Here is a 17381-nt window from a genome sequence, read left to right on the forward strand (position 1 = left end):
AAGAGCTTAAAGAAGACCCGACATTGTTTTCCTTTTACGGTTTCTTTAATAAGAAATGGTCTATGGCATCTTTAAGTTCGTGTTTAGGCACAGCACCTTGTCCCATCTGAGGCTCTTCTCCCATAGGCATAAGCAAAATAGTAGGAATACTGCGTATATTAAACAATTCGGCTAATTCAAATTCCTGCTCCGTATTCACTTTATAAATATAGATATCATCTTTATATTCGTCTGCCAGTTCCTCCAATACAGGAGCTAAGGCTTTACAAGGTCCGCACCAATCGGCATAAAAATCAATTATAGCCGGACGGTCTCCCAGATATTTCCATTCGGGAGTTGTTTCATAATTCGCTACTTTGGTTAGAAAACCAATCTTATCAAGTTGAATTGTACCCATTGTTTTATCCTTTTTAAGTTATTTCTAATTTTCAGACATTTAACATCCAGAAGGTTACAAAAGTAACAAAATCAATGACCAATTATCAGTCAACAGTTATTAGTTATTAGCAATTGTTTATTGATCATTGATTATTGTCAAAAGGTTACAAAGGTAACACACTTTATGACGTTCTTTTAATGTCACTTTATTTCTACATTATCTTATTAATGTCAATCAGTAATTAGTTTGATAAAAATGTTCTTTTATATTATGCTATTTAACTACGCGCAATCACAGATTGCTTGTGTTCCTTTTGGCCAAAGCCCCTAAAGGAACCAAAAGGTCTTTGGCGCCGCGAGGCTCTGCCTATCTGACTACGTTCTCGGGCGAAACTAAATAAAACTCGCTCTACGAGCTCAGACAGCATTTAGTTTTTACGCCCGTTTCACTGGTCAGATTACGGCTTCACCCCTGTATGCGCCTTGGCTAACGCACACCTTTGCTTGCGCCAGCCTACAAAAGGGTCTGTGACCCCGGGCTGGAGGCGCAGTCTTGATTTTTTGTTTCGTTTTGCATCAAGGCAAAATGAAAAACAAGCCAGGGAGGTGCGTTAGGAAATAGCTGAACCTAATAGTACAATATAAAAGAACGATTTATTAGCCATTTAAATCAAAAAGGTAACAAAGGTAACATCCAAAATGTATTTTTTTATTATTGCCTTTTTTCTTGTTTTCAAATTTTCTTATTAAACCCCAACTATTTAAAGAACTTTCTATATAGATAAAATATCTTGTTTTATGAATTCCATTTTACCCCCCATATAACTCAACCAATTTTGATTCCACTCTGACATCTTAAAAACGTTCGGTAATCTTATGTATTTTTCATAACTTTATAGCCCTAATAAATAATAGAAAGTATTCAATGATACTTTAGTTTATAACAAGCTATGGTTGTTTTACTTACCAAAGCTGCAAATAGGTCTGAGACCTTAATATTTGTATGTCAGAAGCAAAAAATATTATCATAAAGGGTGCAAGAGTAAACAACCTCAAGAATATAGATGTTGAAATTCCCCGAAATAAATTTATAGTAATTACAGGGTTATCAGGTTCAGGTAAATCATCATTGGCTTTCGATACACTTTACGCAGAAGGACAAAGACGCTATGTGGAAAGTCTTTCTTCTTATGCCCGCCAATTCCTTGGACGTATGAACAAACCCGAATGTGATTATATCAAAGGCATTCCTCCGGCAATTGCTATCGAACAAAAGGTAAGTTCACGCAATCCCCGTTCTACGGTAGGAACCTCTACCGAGATATACGAATACCTGCGTCTGCTGTTTGCCCGTATCGGAAAGACTATTTCTCCGATATCAGGTGAAGTAGTAAAAAAACATCAGGTAAAAGATATTCAGGATAAAATGCGGACATATCCTGAAGGAACCCGTGTGGTAATCCTCACTAAAATTATATTAAGAGACAACCGCAAACTCGAAGAACAGCTCGATATACTTCAAAAAGAAGGCTTTGCCCGAGTAGAGATAGATGGCGATTTTATTCGTATCGACGAGCTGCTCGAATCTAAAAAGAAGATCAAAGACGGAGATGTGCTTCTAGTGATAGACCGCTTAAGTACCTCTCAGGAAAAATCGACATTGAACCGGTTTTCGGAATCAATTGAGACTGCCTTTTTCGAAGGAGAAGGAGAATGTATTGTCCGGTATTATACCGAAAAAGAAGTCGAAACTTATAACTATTCGAAACGGTTCGAAGCGGATGGTATCCAATTTGAAGAACCGACCGAAATGATGTTCAGCTTCAATAATCCGGTGGGAGCCTGTCCCGAATGTGAGGGATTCGGTAAAGTATTGGGAATTGACGAAGATCTGGTCATACCCAATAAAAGTTTATCGGTTTACGAAGATGCTGTTTTTTGTTGGAAAGGTGACAAGATGAGTGAGTGGAAAAACGAATTCATGCAGGCTGCCGTCTCTAAGAATTTCCCGATACACCGCCCCTATTTCGAACTGACCGAAGCTGAACGGGATCTGCTTTGGCATGGAGCACCCGGAATATTTGGAATAGACGCATTTTTCCGCATGCTCGAAGAAAACCAATATAAGATACAATACAGGGTAATGCTTGCCCGATACAGAGGCAAAACGACTTGTCCGGTATGTAAAGGAGCTCGTCTGAAAAAAGAAGCTCTCTATGTTAAAGTCGGAGGAAAATCGATTGCAGATCTCGTATTAATGCCTGTTACCCAACTTAAAGAATTCTTCGACCAGCTGAAATTAGATGAAACAGACGCAGCCATCGCAAAACGGCTGTTAACTGAGATTAATAACCGTATTAAATTTCTGACAAATGTAGGGCTTGGCTACCTTACTCTCAATCGGTTATCGAATTCGCTATCGGGAGGAGAAAGCCAGCGTATCAATCTCGTTACTTCATTAGGAAGTAGTTTGGTAGGATCGCTCTACATTCTCGACGAACCAAGTATCGGTCTACACTCCCGTGATACAGACTTACTGATAAAGGTATTAAGGGATCTTCAATCAATAGGTAATACCGTAATAGTTGTAGAACACGACGAGGATATTATACGTGCAGCCGATTACATTATTGACATAGGACCTAAGGCCGGACGGCTTGGAGGAGAAGTCGTGTATCAAGGAGATGTTGCCAATCTCAACAAAAAATCGGACAGTTATACAGTAAAATATCTTACGGGAAAAGAAAAAATAGATGTTCCGAACCCCCGCCGTAAATGGAATAACTACATAGAAGTAAAAGGAGCACGCCAGAATAACCTGAAGAATATAGACGTAAAATTTCCACTCAACGTGATGACTGTTGTAACCGGAGTCAGCGGATCGGGAAAATCGTCTCTCATCTGCGAGGTATTGTACAATGCCCTCTTAAAAGTATATAAAGAATCCAGCGGACAGATCGTTCAATATAATGGCTTGGAAGGAGACCTGAAACTGATCAAGAATGTCGAAATGGTAGATCAGAACCCTATTGGCAAGTCGTCCCGCTCGAATCCTGTTACCTACATAAAAGCATACGACGAGATACGTAAGTTATATGCGGATCAACAGCTATCGAAACAGATGCACTTTACACCGGCTTTTTTCTCTTTCAATATGGAAGGAGGACGATGCGAAGAATGTAAAGGTGAGGGAAAGACTACCATAGAGATGCAGTTTATGGCAGATATAACTCTCGAATGTGAGTCCTGTAAAGGAAAACGATTTAAGCAGGAAATACTCGATGTTGAATATCGTGGAATGAATATTTACAATATTCTGGAAATGACGGTCGATCAGGCTATAGAATTCTTTCAGGAAGGTAAATCAAGCAACGAGAAAAAGATTGTAAAACGCCTGAAGGCATTACAGGAAGTAGGATTAGGTTATATAAAGATGGGACAGTCATCTTCAACCCTATCGGGAGGAGAAAATCAACGCGTAAAACTGGCCTCTTACCTGATTGAAGAAAAAACAGAACCTACATTCTTTATCTTCGATGAACCGACAACAGGGCTGCACTTCCATGATGTGAAGACACTATTAAAAGCATTCGATTCTCTAATCGCAAAAGGACACACTGTGGTGATAATTGAACACAATATGGATGTGATAAAGTGCGGAGACCACATCATCGACATAGGTCTCGAAGGCGGTCTCGAAGGTGGATATGTCGTATGCGAAGGCACTCCCGAACAAGTAGCAAAAGATAAGAAATCGTACACAGGTAAATTTCTGAAAGAAAAACTATAAAGTGACTATAAAGATCCGGCGATAAGAGAAATTCTTATCGCCGGATCTCTTTATTAAGCTGCAGAAAGTATTTAATAATGTATTTCTTATCGATTATTCCAAAATCGATAACCTATTCTGATAACCGGAGATAAATCCACATTCGGGATTTTATACTGAACGTCTCCAAAATCGAGGCTCTTATCCTTTCTGCAATATACATGAAATGCAGGTTGAAGATATAACCCTTTCCACAAAAAAAACTGATAACCGATTCCTCCTCCGTAATCTGTACTGTGCAGGTCTTTCTTTATACCCGAACTTCTCTGCTCAACTTCGAACTTATGTAACTCAACAAAACCATACAATTCCAGATTTTTCCATACATTATAACCAAAGAAAATACCCGGTGATGTTTTATAATACCTCTTAAAATCCCGGGATGAATTATTCACACCTGCTTTTTCGGCATTATAATCTCCCCCGTTTATCAAACTGACTCTTACCCTGAAACGTTCATAACGATAACCTGCACCAATATGAAAACCACCCGTAAAAAACATAGGAAATAAACTTTCGACCTCTAAGGACTGTTTCGGACTTGTGCTTATATTGGAATTATCCTGAGCAAATAACCCAAACACAGAGAAGAACATAACACACTGAATAATAATCTTTTTCATTTCTGACATTCATTTACTTTAAAACCTCTATGACCTCTAACCAAATATTGATTAGCTAAAAGCAAATTTCAGAAAACAAATCAGGTTATCTTCTCCACATTTGTTACCAAATTATTTCCCCGAAGAAAATATGGAATTACGGATTCTGCTCAAAGATTTAGGAGCAATACCCAGATAGTTAGCGATATGATAAAGAGGAACCCGTTGAAATATTTCATGATAAGTCTGCATTAGTTTTAAATATCTGTCTGTGGCAGATAATGTCTGTAGATCGATACTCAACCCTACAATCTTCAAATAGGCCTGTTCCATGAGAATGCGGCTAAACCGCTCAATCATCGGAATACGGTCATATAAGCAGGTAAGATTCTGATGTGTTATCACAAGAAGGTTACTGTCTTCTATAGCTTTGATATTCAAATTAGATGGAGAATTATTCAAACGGCTATAATTGTTTGTTACCCATTCGTTCTCAAAAGCAAAATCACTGGTTATCTCGTCCCCATTATCAAAGCTTCTCGAATAAATCAGGGCTCCTTTGTCTATAAATGCTATCTCTTTGCAAACAGCTCCCTCTTGCAAGAAAAAATCTCCTTTTTTCAAATGTACGAAGCTGATATCATTCCTGAGAGAATCCCACTCTTCGGAATTTAAGGAGACAATGGAATCTATATTCGCTTTAATCTTGTCGAAATTATTCAATTCTTCAGATTTTATATAACAAGTATAAACATAAGAAATAATTAGATAGTTTCAGTAGAGATCAAGACCTTTTTGCTACATTAGACAACATAAAATACATCCACCTAAACAAACAGTTAATAACAATTGAAATGGATCTTTGCCCTATTGATTCTTTTTTTCTGCAGCATGATGAAAATACAAATATATGCTTGCAGTTTTTAAGACAGCATATCCTCAGTTTAGACTCGAATATATCTGAAGCATGGAAATGGGAACTACCCTTTTTTGTCTATAAAGGCAAGAATTGCTGCTATTTATGGATCCACAAGAAGTATAAACAACCATATATCGGATTCGTAGATGGAGCTCTGATAGATCATCCGGCTCTGTTGAAAGAAAAAAGGTCTAAAATGAAAATACTCCTGATAGATCCCAACGAAGATTTACCGATGAAGATTATAAATGATATTCTTCAGAAGATGATCAAAATAAGGACTTAGTTGTTTTTCATTTCTTTAACATCTTTAATTATGGATACAGCGGTAATTTATACTCTATAAAAGAGTAAATAAGGTCTCAGACCTTAGCAATCAAAAGAATTAATAAGAATCAACACTACCGCTTATGAAAAAGACGTTATCATTTTTTCTCGGGATAATAATATTATCCTCTCTTTCAGCATGTAACTCAGGCAAGAAACAACAAACAGAAAACGGTTCCGGAACAGACAGTATCGCAACCTCAAACGAAGGTGTATTAACATGGTCGGCATCTTTAAACAATCAATACTGGGATAAAAACGGGAAAGAGAAATACGCTTATATTGCCGTAAAAATAACGGGAAACGAAAAACAAACAGAAAAAAAACGAGTACCACTCAATATCTCATTAGTACTTGACAGAAGCGGATCAATGAGCGGTAATGCTATGAAATTTGCAAAAGATGCAGCTAAATTTGTCGTGAAACAATTGTCTTCTGAAGATTATTTATCGATTGTAAATTACGATGACATTGTCGAAGTAACGTCACCGTCCCAACAAGTAAAAAACAAGGAACTGCTGATCGAGAAGATAGATAAAATAACTTCACGAAACATGACTAATCTCAGCGGTGGAACTCTGGAAGGATACAAACAGGTAGCCGGTACAAAGAAATCTAATTATGTAAACCGAGTTCTACTTCTTACCGACGGACTTGCCAATACCGGAATAACCAATCCCATACAATTAAACAAAATAGCTTCGGGCAAGTTTCAGGAAGAAGGCATTGCTCTCTCCACATTCGGACTGGGAAGCGAATACGATGAAGACCTGCTTACACAAATGGCAGAATCGGGTCGTGGAAATTATTACTATATCGATAAGGCAGACCGTATACCCGAAATCTTCGCAAAAGAATTAGAAGGTTTACTTAATGTGGTTGCACAGAATACAGCAGTAACGATTGAATTACCCTCGGGCGTCAAATGTGAAAAAGTATACGGATATCCTCATATTGAAGAAAACGGCAAAATCACAGTTGCTCTGAATGATATCTTCACCAAAGAAGATAAAGTGTTTCTCTTAAAGGTAAAAATCGCAGATTCTCAGGTAAAAGAACTAAATTTTCCGGTAAAGCTGGATTATACCGATGCCGAAACTTTCTCATCCAAGTCTGCAACTATAAACCTGACAATGCAGGAAACAACAGATACAAAACAAATAGCAGAACATAAGAGTAAACAGGTAGAAGAACTTATTGCACTGTTTGAGGCTACCGATACTTTCGATCTGATTCTTTCGGATGTAGATAAGAATGATTATAGTTCGGCGAAAGAAAAAGCTTCATCTGCCATTATCCGTTTAAAGGCAGTCCAAAAAGACATTCCATCGGAAGAACTCAACAAACAAGAAGTAAAGATGCAGGAATATCTCGACAACATGGACGAAGTACAACAAATGAACAGGGAAAAAAAAATGATGCGCCAGAAATCTGTAAAGAGTTTAAACTATGAAACAAAGAAGATGAAGAAGTAAATCTCATGCCTATTTTAACTTACTTAGATAAAACAAAAAAGCTCCGAATATTCGGAGCTTTTTTGTATAGATGACATCTATTATTATTTATTCAGAATATCCAACTGTACACGTACCGATTCTTCGTGAATAGCTTCAAGGATTACACGCATGAATTCAGGGTTCATTCCCATTTCTGTTGCTTGAGAAATACGTTTTGTCAGAATTTCATCATACCGATCAGTCTGTACGATAGTCATGTCGTGCTCTTTCTTAAAGGTGCCGATTTCTTTCGAAACACGCATACGTTTGGCGATAAGCTCAAGAAGCTGATCATCCAGTTCATCAATCTGACGGCGAAGTCCCGACAAATCCTCAGTGGTTTGTTTCTTTCCATCACGGATAACTAATCCGCCAATAATTTCTTTCAAACGAGAAGGTGTTACCTGTTGAGAAGCATCACTCCACGCATTATCAGGATCGCAGTGAGATTCGATAATCAAACCTTCGAAACCCAAATCCATAGCCTGTTGAGAAAGAGGAGCTATCAAATCACGTTTTCCTCCGATATGGCTAGGGTCACAGATAATAGGAAGATCCGGGTAACGACGTTTCAATTCGATAGGAATATGCCATTGAGGAAGGTTACGGTAGATCTTTTTATCGAAAGAACTGAATCCTCGGTGTATAGCTCCGATTCTGGTCAGACCTACATTACTCAAACGCTCCAATGCTCCAATCCATAATTCAAGATCAGGGTTCACCGGGTTTTTCACCAATACAGGTATATCCACACCTTGCAGTGCTTCTGCGATTTCCTGTACGGCAAAAGGGTTGGCTGTTGTACGAGCACCGATCCAAAGTAAATCTACTCCGTATTTAAGTGCCTCGTAAACATGTTTTTGTGTAGCAACTTCAGTCGAAACATACATACCTGTTTCTTGCTTTACCCTTTTCAGCCAAGCAAGACCTTCGCTTCCGATACCTTCAAAACCACCCGGTTTGGTACGTGGCTTCCAGATACCTGCACGCATTATTTTCACACCATCCGCTGCCAATTGTGTAGCCGCTGCCATTACCTGATCTTCGGTTTCGGCACTACATGGGCCTGCAATTACCAAAGGACGTTTGGGATCTACTCCCGGAAGTAAGATTGAATCTAGTTTCATCGTTTATATTTGTTTAATTATTTATTTTACCTTCAAAGTCATTATTACATTATCCACATATTCAGTATCGGATAGTTTTACAAAATCAGGATGACGCCCGATTTCCTTAAACCCCATTTTCCCATACAAAGCCAGCCCGGCTCTATTAGTCGCATATGTCTCCAGCCAAAGTATTTCAACAACAGGATTTTCTTTTGCCCACTCCAATACTTTTTCGAATAAAAGTGATCCAATCCCAAGACCTCTATATTCTTTCAACATACCGATACCTATACAGGATGCATGGCTCATCATTTTTCGGGTCATACCATTTACGCTTATATTACCCACTATTTTTCCATCAACCTCCGCTAAAAGCAGTAGGCTATTAGATGTATTGAAAGATTGTATCCATTTTTTCTCATCTTCCAAAGAAGGATTAAATTCTCCGTCAACGTAAGGTATAAACTCTGTTTCACCGATATATTCTTTCACAACAGACAGAATTTCTTCTGCATCATCAAGGCTCGCTTGTCTTATAATTAAATGACGGCTATCTCTTAATATATATTCAGAAGTTCTTATCATCGGATCAAATTATTTTTTCACCCTCTCCAGAGCTTCCTCTAACTGAGCATCTTTACAGCACAATGAAATACGGATATATCGCTCGCCATTACTTCCGAATATAAATCCGGGAGTAAGGAACACATTCGCTTCATACAACAATTTATCGGCAAGTTCTTCGCTGCCTTTATATTTTGCAGGAATCTTTCCCCAAAGGAACATTCCTGATTGTTTCGGATCGAAAGTACAGTCAAGCACATTCATTATTTCTTCGGCTATTTTCCTGCGCGAGCGGTAACGGGCATTATTTGCCTCGTACCAATCAGCCCCGCATTCCAATGCGGCAACAGCAGCAACCTGCATGGGCTTGAAAATACCACTCTCGATATTACTCTCAACCTTTAGTATCCATTGTATAAACTGTGGATTAGAAGCCAGCATCCCCATACGCCAACCGGGCATATTATGCGCTTTACTCATCGAATTGAGCTCGATACAAATATCTTTAGCTCCTTCAACTTCTAAGATACTGATGGGATGATCATTCAGAATAAAACTGTATGGATTGTCATTGACAATTACTATTCCATGCTTTTTACCGAAAGCTACCAGCTTTTCGAATAATTCCATTGTAGCATTTGCTCCTGTAGGCATATTCGGATAATTTACCCACATCAATTTGGTTTTAGACAAATCGAGCTTCTCTAGAGCATCAAAGTCGGGTTGCCATCCGTTATTTTCATCCAGATCATAAGTCTGTATATTCGCCTGCACCAATTTACTGTTAGACGAATAAGTCGGATAACCCGGATTAGGAACCAAAACCGAATCTCCCGGATTGAGAAACGCAAGTGATATATAAATAATACCTTCTTTAGATCCGATCAGCGGAAGAATCTCATTCGCAGGATTTAATTCGACCCTATACCATTTTTTATACCATCCGGCAAAAGCTTTGCGCAGTTCGGGTATCCCAATATGAGATTGATAACCGTGTACATCACTTTTTTGAGAGGTTTCACACAATGCTTTTATTGTTGCATCGGATGGAGGAAAATCGGGACTACCGATTCCAAGGCTGATCACCTTTTTACCATCAGCATTCATTTGTGCAACTTCCTGCAACTTCTTCGAAAAGTAATATTCGCTGATCGAGTCGAGGCGTTGAGCCGGTATTATTTGTTTTGCACTCATAACTTTATATTGATAGTTATTTTTCTTTACTTTTTTGACTTACAGTTCGCTTTGCCTTCCTTCGGGATAATCTCCCAATATCTTCAGATCACTGCTGAGAGGGCGTATCGCATTAAGAGCTTGTTGATATCGGGCATAATCGTCAAATTTCACATCTACATAAAATTGGTATTCCCACTCACGGCCTATAATCGGAAGAGATTGTATTTTGGTCAGACTGATGTGATAAAACGACAACACCGATAATACCTGAGACAAACTACCTTCGGTATGCGCCACGGTAAATACAATAGAAGATTTGTTGATCACTTCATCTTTCTGTACTTCATCAACAATCCAGCGGTTACCAAAAATAAGAAAGCGAGTAAAATTGTGCTTATTAGTCTCAATTCCTCTCGCCAGTATTTCTAATCCATAAATTTCAGCAGCTCTTTCACTGCAAATCGCGGCTACTCCCGACAACTGCTTCTGGGCAATATCACGGGCAGCCAAAGCCGTATCTTCATGCTCAACCACTTTCACTCCGGGAAGAGTTTCCAAAAATTCAACACACTGCATTAAGGCAATCGGATGAGATATCACCTCTTTCACATCATGAATAGTTTGTCCGGGAAGCACTGCCAAACAATGAGAGATCCGTTGCTTATACTCTCCGGCAATGGGCAGCTTACTATTTTTCAACAAGTCGTAATTACCGAGTAAACTTCCGGCAATGGTATTTTCAATCGCCATGATGCCAATCAGGTTCGGATCTTTTTTTATTCCCGTAAAGATGTCTTTGAAAGTTACGCATGGTACAATTTCAACTTCTTCTTCGAAAAAATTCTCTGCGGCAATCCCGTGATATGCTCCTAATCCGCCTTGAATAGCTACTCGTTTCATTTAGAAATTACTTGTTGTTAATACTAAAAAAAAATCCCGTCATTTCTGACAGGATTTCATATCTCGTTGTTTATTTTTTATTCACATACAAAATCCTGCCTTTACTTGCTAAAGTAAAAGTAAAAGAAGAAGTATGTAAATGAAAAATGATTCATATTTATCTAAGTAAAATAAATTAAATAGGTCTTCGACCTTGATGTTACAAAAGTAATACAATTTCAATAAAAACAAATAATTTGAAGCTTTTTTTCAAAAAATTCAATACAAATAAGGTTTCACACCTCAATCGTCAATCTTTTCTTTGAGCAGTTTCCCCGATCTGTCGAACTTAAGTTTAGCCTCCAGGTTTCCGTTTTCGAGCTCTACTTCTATTCTCGTTCTTTTCACTTCCACTTCTTTCAAAGACCATTTACCGTATTTGGATTCGATATATGAATGAACCTCTCTCGGCAATTCTTTCAGAATACCCATAGGCAACGACTTATACTTGGCTTCGGCTTCCTTCAATGATCCGTCTTTATAAAAATTCAGCTTATAGTCTCCATTAAGATGAACTCCATAATTATCAGGCCACTCTCCGGCAAATGACACATTAGACAACCCCTTGAAATATTTGGAGATAATGTTCTTTGATGCCTGCGGCAGATCATTCGCCTTGATCTCAGTCATTCTACCCCATCGTCCGGCAAAAGCTCCGGTAACTAAACTCAATGCTAAAAACAAAAATAATAATCGTTTCATATTCCTAATAATTTATTAAGGTCTCAGACCCTTTAATTGGTTATATTTTTACTCGTTATCTAATGCAAAATTAGAAGTACATTCTGATTAAAATCTGAAGTTAGCCAACCTGCATTTTATTTTTAACTCTAGAATAGAAAATAATTCATATTAAGACTATATCTTTGCACACTAAATAGAATATATTTATAAGCAGAATAATTAAGGGGCAAACCTATTTACCGCTTTGGCAAGTATAACAACCTGATTTTATTATAACTTGTAAATATATCATTAAATACTTTCATTTAATTACTCGATGAAGATAGGCAATATACAATTCGCAGACAACCCTGTTTTTCTGGCTCCGATGGAAGATGTTACAGACATGAATTTCAGGGTACTGTGTAAAACTTTCGGTGCAGATATGGTTTATACAGAATTTGTGTCGAGCGATGCCCTCATCAGGCATGTAAATAAGACTAAAGAAAAACTTACGATATGCAATGCAGAACGTCCGGTAGCGATACAAATATACGGACGAGAAGTGGATGCAATGGTAGAGGCTGCGAAGATATGTGAAGAAGCAAACCCCGACATTATAGACATTAATTTTGGTTGTCCCGTCAAAAAAGTAGCAGGTAAGGGAGCCGGCTCGGGAATGATGAAAACACCCGAACTCATGGTAGAGATAACCCGTGAGGTCGTAAAATCAGTAAAATTACCGGTAACACTGAAAACCCGTCTGGGCTGGGATCACGAATCTAAAATTATTGTAGAACTTGCCGAACAATTGCAGGACGTAGGCATACAAGCTCTTACCATACATGGAAGAACCCGCAGCCAAATGTATACGGGCGATGCAGACTGGTCATTGATCGGAGAGGTAAAAAATAATCAGAGGATGCACATTCCGATTATCGGAAACGGCGATGTTACTACTTCCGAAATATGCAAGCAACGTTTTGACGAAACAGGAGTAGATGCAGTAATGATAGGACGCGGAGCTATCGGAAATCCTTGGATTTTCAAAGAGGTGAAACATTTCCTGAATACAGGCAAGAATCTTCCTGCCGAACATTTCTCATATTATCTGGATATTCTGAAAAAATACATTACACAAAATATCGAAGATTGCGGAGAACGGGGAGGAATTATACACAGCCGCAGACATCTTGCGTCAAGTAACCTTTTCAAGGGAATACCCGATTTTAAGAAAACCCGCATAGCTATGCTTCGTGCGGCAACTGCCGAAGAACTTTTCTCTATAATGGATAGTATCCAGACGGAATACGAGGTATAAAAAAGAACCGGATCCTGATTTCACAATCAAATATCCGGTATAAATTGAGTTAATTTAAAGTAGTATAGGTTATTTAAGGCTGATATAAGGTCAAAGACCTTTTTTCATTCTAGTAATCATATTTAATGTATTATATGATAGTAAACGAGTAAGTCCGATACCTTATCTAAGACTACTCTGTACTATATCTGCTTTTATATAATTTATCACGAGATTTTCTTCTTCCCCTCCATAAGTATACACTGTATAAGCTGCATCCTTTTTCCATTGAGATGATTGGTTATCCCATTCGGTATATCCTAATATAATTATCTCTCCATCGGCATTACAACTATATACATACTTCTGCGCATTGACCCATGAACGAGATCCTTCGTCCCATTTACAAATCTTGCGTTCGATAATATTACCTGATTGATCATAACTGATTGTATATTGTCTTATTGGTTTTAGCTTTGTATCATTTTCCCCCCTATATACTGTTGTCACTTCAGTATTGTTTTGCTCGTCGGTTATCGTGTTTTTGTAGATTTTTGAATTGTTATTTCCAAAAGTACTACCAAAAGATAATAATAATGTTGCTGCGAATGTAATAATTGTTGCTTTCATAATGTATTTATTTTATTAGTTTTTATTCTTTATTATAGTTTATCACGTTCTGTTATATATTATACCAAAGGTGTGCCAAAACAAACAAAAAGCTAATAATCAACCAAATAAAACAAAACCGATCTTTTTTTAATGTAAAAATATTTTACACCTGATATTTGATTCTTTACAACGCTTATTTTTGTTTCGAGAGAATAATCTAATCTGTCACCAGAAATTCTGTAATCAAGGTCTTAGACCATTTATAAGACCTATATCATATTTCAAAACAACCAGACTATCCAATTTATTGTCATATAAAAACACCCCTGTTATATCGCTGCCCGTTTCGGGTTCAGTTTGCTTATTTTCTCCTAAGCCGGCTAAGCTCAAAAAGATTATAAATGTTACTATTACTAAGGCTGATATAGAATTCATTATTTTTGTTTTTTAGGTCTCAGACCTTTTTATTAACCTTGCAAGCATAACAACAACAGCCTGTTATCTTTTAAGGATATGTCATTAAATACTTTCTGTTACTTATTTTTACGGCATACAATTCTCCTGTACATGAAAAAGTTCATGCTTCACATTCTTCGAAAAATATCATTGTATTTGAAAAATAGCCGGATACTAATTTCACAACCGGTATCCGGTCCTTATTGAGTTAATTGAAGTTATTTCTATATCCCTTCATAGTATAAGACTCCTTATGAAGGAAAATGTTACATATTTATGTTTATATTTTTATGCCTGAATCCTCCGTATCTCGGAAAGAAAGCGTTCACCTTCACTTCTTTTGTTGCCGGGCAGGTTATTACAATATCATAAAACTGCCTGTCCCAAGGATTATTTTTGTTATAAAGTTTAGGGTTAATTGTCACCAAAGAATCCTTTAAACTAATATCAAAGTGTGCATCCTCAGCTTTCTGACGGGCTGCAGAAGTACTCCAAGCAAAAGCCCTTTTATTCAACTCTATCGAGAAATCATTAACCGTACTATCTTTTTCAACCCGCACACTGGGAATAAAGAACCATGATGTATTCTGTCCGTTCAATCTAAAGATACTGCCATCGTTATCACCAATGCTTTCAGCTTTGCGATATGCCTGTCCCAGCTCTACATATAAGGTATTTGAACCTGTTTGAGGCTGTATCGTTTCTGTTACCGAAACATCCCTTCTGTGTTCACGGGCAAAGCGTGTTACCGCCGAACCGATATAAAAGCCTGATAAAAGCCAGATTGCGAACAAGCATCCAACAATAATAAGGTCTCTGACAGTAAATTTGATCATGATACGAATACCGATATACAATAATATTATAGCCGGTATAAACCATGCGACTATCATCGATATATCCAGATTGGCTCTGTCCATGCCGAGTATTTCAAGAAACTCAGTCAGTGTGGGTAAACCTGTTACATTTGAAAAAAACAATAAGCCAATACCACACAAAATGATACTTATACCTATCATATAACAGAATACACCGATAACAATAGAAATGACTCTTAACAATACCTTTCCGGCTTTTTCTCCTTTTTTAGGAGACCTAACATTTCCACTCTGAATACTTTCTATCGAAGGGTCTTCTCCCGACATCGATAACCTTTGGCTAAAAGTCCGGGCAGCAGGCATTATAATCCACAACAGAAAATAAAATAAGAATAAAAATGCGCTTAATTTACCCGATATCGGATTTACACCGAATGCCAGTACAACATAAATTACCCTCACAATAACCGGGTCGAGATTAAAATAATGACCAATACCGCTGCAAACCCCTCCGAGGATAGCATTATCCGAATCGCGGTAGAATTTTTTAGTTACAGACGACTGTGTTTTTTTATCCCCACCTTCGTTTACCTTCGATTCTTCTTCCGAAACCTCATCTCCAAAGTCTTTCGGGTTACCCATTATTTTAATAATGTCTTTGGCGTCAGCCAAGGTGATCACTCCATCTCCTTTTACATTCTTCAACTGAAGCAGTTCACTCATCCGGGCTTCAATATCCTGAATAATCTCAGCTCCTTCATTCTTTGTTGAAAAATGATCTTTCAGGCTATCCAAATAGCCTTGCAGTAATTGATAAGCATCTACATCGAGCGTAAAGGCATATCCTCCAATACTGACTTTTGTTGTTTCTTTCATATCGTCTTTATATATAATGATATTAAGGTGCTTCCTTATTTTTTACGAATACGGGCGATTGTAGTTACCAGATCTGCCCAAACATTATCAAGTTCCGACAGTACAGCCCTGCCCTTATCGGTTATTGAATAATATTTACGGGGAGGTCCCTGAGTAGATTCTTCCCAGCGGTAAGTCAGCAATTCCTGATTCTTCTGGCGGGTAAGCAATGGATACAAAGTACCCTCTACTACAATCATTTCCGATTCTTTCAATTCATTAATAATCGCCGATGCATAGGCATCACCTTCCGACAAGATACTCAGTATACAATATTCGAGTATACCTTTTCTCATCTGCGCTTTTATATTATCAACATTGATTGGTTCCATAATTTTTCATTTTTAAGGTCTCTGACCTATTTATTACTTTGGTAAGTAAAACATTCAAAGTCTGTTATAAACTAAAAGTATATCATCAAATACTTTCTGTCATGTGAAAATCTCAGACCTTTTCGTTTTACAATTCCTCTTTTTGCAGGACATTCAGTATACTGTTTATTTATTGCCCGAGTAATTTTTAATATTCTCGGCAGTTACCGATTCGCCTCTCATTTCCATTTTCTGACTTCTGGTAATAGCTTCCGGCATAGCAATCCAAAGAACAATATAAACGAGCAGTGTTGCACCATATCCAAAAAGAACCACAACAAATATGATACGCATCAGAGTCACATCAATATTGAAGTACTCAGCCAAACCACTACATACACCTGCTATTTTTTTATCGTCCGGGTTACGGTATAATTTTTTTTCTGATCTCATTTTTTTCTGATTAAAAGTGTTACTACTATTTGTTTTATTTTCTGCCTGAGCTTCCGAAGAGTCGACTTCCCCTAAACACTTTATGACAGAATCAACTATTTTTTCATCTACAACCTGATTCGGATACTTTATTTCTTTTTGAAATAATTCAGAAACACGTATCTCTATATCTTCCATTATCTCTTTTGCTTCATCGGCAGGCAATGTCGATTCGAATCGTGCCAAATAAGCTTTTAATTGAATATAGGCATCATCTTCAATCGTAAAATTGACACCTCCGATATTAACTTCTACTACTTTTTTCATGACATATATTCTTTAGCTATTGTTTATACCTTGTTTTATGTATTGCAAATATATGTATTTTATTTAGTACTATGCAATACATAATACCATCCCTAAAACAGTATTAACGTATAAAAACAACTATAATAATTTGATATACTGTACACTAACAAAAACAGACAATTAAAAACACAACATTATTTAACTAATACAGACTAATATTTAACAG

General features: G+C 37.4%; 16 protein-coding genes and 1 pseudogene. 4 read left to right on the top strand and 13 right to left on the bottom strand.

Annotated elements, in window-relative coordinates:
* Positions 1 to 34 precede the first annotated feature (34 nt).
* Positions 35 to 412 (bottom strand): annotated as a pseudogene (trxA, locus tag AABJ51_RS12810) (thioredoxin); the annotation flags it as partial.
* Positions 413 to 1381: 969 nt separating this feature from the next.
* On the opposite strand from trxA, the gene uvrA reads away from it, so the two are divergent.
* A complete protein-coding gene (gene uvrA, locus AABJ51_RS12815) occupies positions 1382 to 4168 on the top strand; it encodes an excinuclease ABC subunit UvrA (protein ID WP_338372836.1) in 2787 nt (928 codons plus the stop codon).
* A gap of 86 nt (positions 4169 to 4254) precedes the next feature.
* On the opposite strand, the gene AABJ51_RS12820 is transcribed toward uvrA, so the two are convergent.
* Together AABJ51_RS12820 and AABJ51_RS12825 are read right to left on the bottom strand one after the other, a co-directional pair.
* Positions 4255 to 4830: a putative outer membrane beta-barrel protein gene (locus tag AABJ51_RS12820; protein ID WP_338372837.1), complete on the bottom strand. Its 576-nt coding sequence runs from the start codon at positions 4828 to 4830 to the stop codon at positions 4255 to 4257.
* 111 nt (positions 4831 to 4941) lie between these two features.
* A complete protein-coding gene (locus AABJ51_RS12825; RefSeq protein ID WP_338372838.1) occupies positions 4942 to 5532 on the bottom strand; it encodes a Crp/Fnr family transcriptional regulator in 591 nt (196 codons plus the stop codon).
* Between the two features lie 191 nt (positions 5533 to 5723).
* Here AABJ51_RS12825 and AABJ51_RS12830 point away from each other — a divergent pair, with 191 nt between their 5' ends.
* Together AABJ51_RS12830 and AABJ51_RS12835 are read left to right on the top strand one after the other, a co-directional pair.
* On the top strand, positions 5724 to 6014 hold the full coding sequence (locus tag AABJ51_RS12830) for a DUF1801 domain-containing protein (RefSeq protein WP_338372839.1): 291 nt from the start codon (positions 5724 to 5726) through the stop codon (positions 6012 to 6014).
* A 124-nt stretch (positions 6015 to 6138) separates the two neighbouring features.
* Positions 6139 to 7530, top strand: a complete 1392-nt coding sequence (locus tag AABJ51_RS12835) for a vWA domain-containing protein (protein ID WP_338372840.1) — start codon at positions 6139 to 6141, stop codon at positions 7528 to 7530.
* A gap of 83 nt (positions 7531 to 7613) precedes the next feature.
* On the opposite strand, the gene AABJ51_RS12840 is transcribed toward AABJ51_RS12835, so the two are convergent.
* The 5 genes from AABJ51_RS12840 to AABJ51_RS12860 form a co-directional block, all read right to left on the bottom strand.
* Positions 7614 to 8678: a bifunctional 3-deoxy-7-phosphoheptulonate synthase/chorismate mutase type II gene (locus tag AABJ51_RS12840; RefSeq protein WP_134437227.1), complete on the bottom strand. Its 1065-nt coding sequence runs from the start codon at positions 8676 to 8678 to the stop codon at positions 7614 to 7616.
* A 21-nt stretch (positions 8679 to 8699) separates the two neighbouring features.
* The gene (locus tag AABJ51_RS12845; protein WP_321577286.1) at positions 8700 to 9245 is read right to left on the bottom strand and encodes a GNAT family N-acetyltransferase; all 546 of its coding nucleotides are present in this window, start codon (positions 9243 to 9245) and stop codon (positions 8700 to 8702) included.
* Between the two features lie 9 nt (positions 9246 to 9254).
* Positions 9255 to 10418, bottom strand: a complete 1164-nt coding sequence (locus tag AABJ51_RS12850; RefSeq protein WP_338372841.1) for a pyridoxal phosphate-dependent aminotransferase — start codon at positions 10416 to 10418, stop codon at positions 9255 to 9257.
* A 39-nt stretch (positions 10419 to 10457) separates the two neighbouring features.
* Positions 10458 to 11300, bottom strand: coding sequence for a prephenate dehydratase (locus AABJ51_RS12855; RefSeq protein WP_338372842.1), 843 nt, complete (start codon positions 11298 to 11300; stop codon positions 10458 to 10460).
* Between the two features lie 282 nt (positions 11301 to 11582).
* The gene (locus AABJ51_RS12860; protein ID WP_134437230.1) at positions 11583 to 12041 is read right to left on the bottom strand and encodes a PepSY-like domain-containing protein; all 459 of its coding nucleotides are present in this window, start codon (positions 12039 to 12041) and stop codon (positions 11583 to 11585) included.
* Positions 12042 to 12339: 298 nt separating this feature from the next.
* Here AABJ51_RS12860 and dusB point away from each other — a divergent pair, with 298 nt between their 5' ends.
* Positions 12340 to 13323 (top strand): tRNA dihydrouridine synthase DusB, encoded by a 984-nt coding sequence (gene dusB / locus AABJ51_RS12865; protein ID WP_134437231.1) that lies wholly within the window; start codon positions 12340 to 12342, stop codon positions 13321 to 13323.
* 162 nt (positions 13324 to 13485) lie between these two features.
* Here dusB and AABJ51_RS12870 read toward each other — a convergent pair whose 3' ends face one another.
* From AABJ51_RS12870 to AABJ51_RS12890, 5 genes are all read right to left on the bottom strand, one after another.
* Positions 13486 to 13932: a DUF3836 domain-containing protein gene (locus AABJ51_RS12870; RefSeq protein ID WP_338372843.1), complete on the bottom strand. Its 447-nt coding sequence runs from the start codon at positions 13930 to 13932 to the stop codon at positions 13486 to 13488.
* Between the two features lie 225 nt (positions 13933 to 14157).
* The gene (locus AABJ51_RS12875; protein WP_026625931.1) at positions 14158 to 14349 is read right to left on the bottom strand and encodes a hypothetical protein; all 192 of its coding nucleotides are present in this window, start codon (positions 14347 to 14349) and stop codon (positions 14158 to 14160) included.
* A gap of 287 nt (positions 14350 to 14636) precedes the next feature.
* On the bottom strand, positions 14637 to 16064 hold the full coding sequence (locus AABJ51_RS12880; protein ID WP_338372844.1) for a PspC domain-containing protein: 1428 nt from the start codon (positions 16062 to 16064) through the stop codon (positions 14637 to 14639).
* Positions 16065 to 16099: 35 nt separating this feature from the next.
* A complete protein-coding gene (locus tag AABJ51_RS12885) occupies positions 16100 to 16435 on the bottom strand; it encodes a PadR family transcriptional regulator (protein ID WP_026625929.1) in 336 nt (111 codons plus the stop codon).
* 165 nt (positions 16436 to 16600) lie between these two features.
* Entirely contained in the window at positions 16601 to 17173 is a 573-nt protein-coding gene (locus AABJ51_RS12890) for a PspC domain-containing protein (protein WP_026625928.1), read from the bottom strand.
* Between the last annotated feature and the right edge of the window lie 208 nt (positions 17174 to 17381).

This window comes from Indolivaga capnocytophagoides (genome assembly GCF_036511535.1).
GTDB classification, from domain to species: Bacteria; Bacteroidota; Bacteroidia; order Bacteroidales; family Dysgonomonadaceae; genus Dysgonomonas_A; species Dysgonomonas_A capnocytophagoides.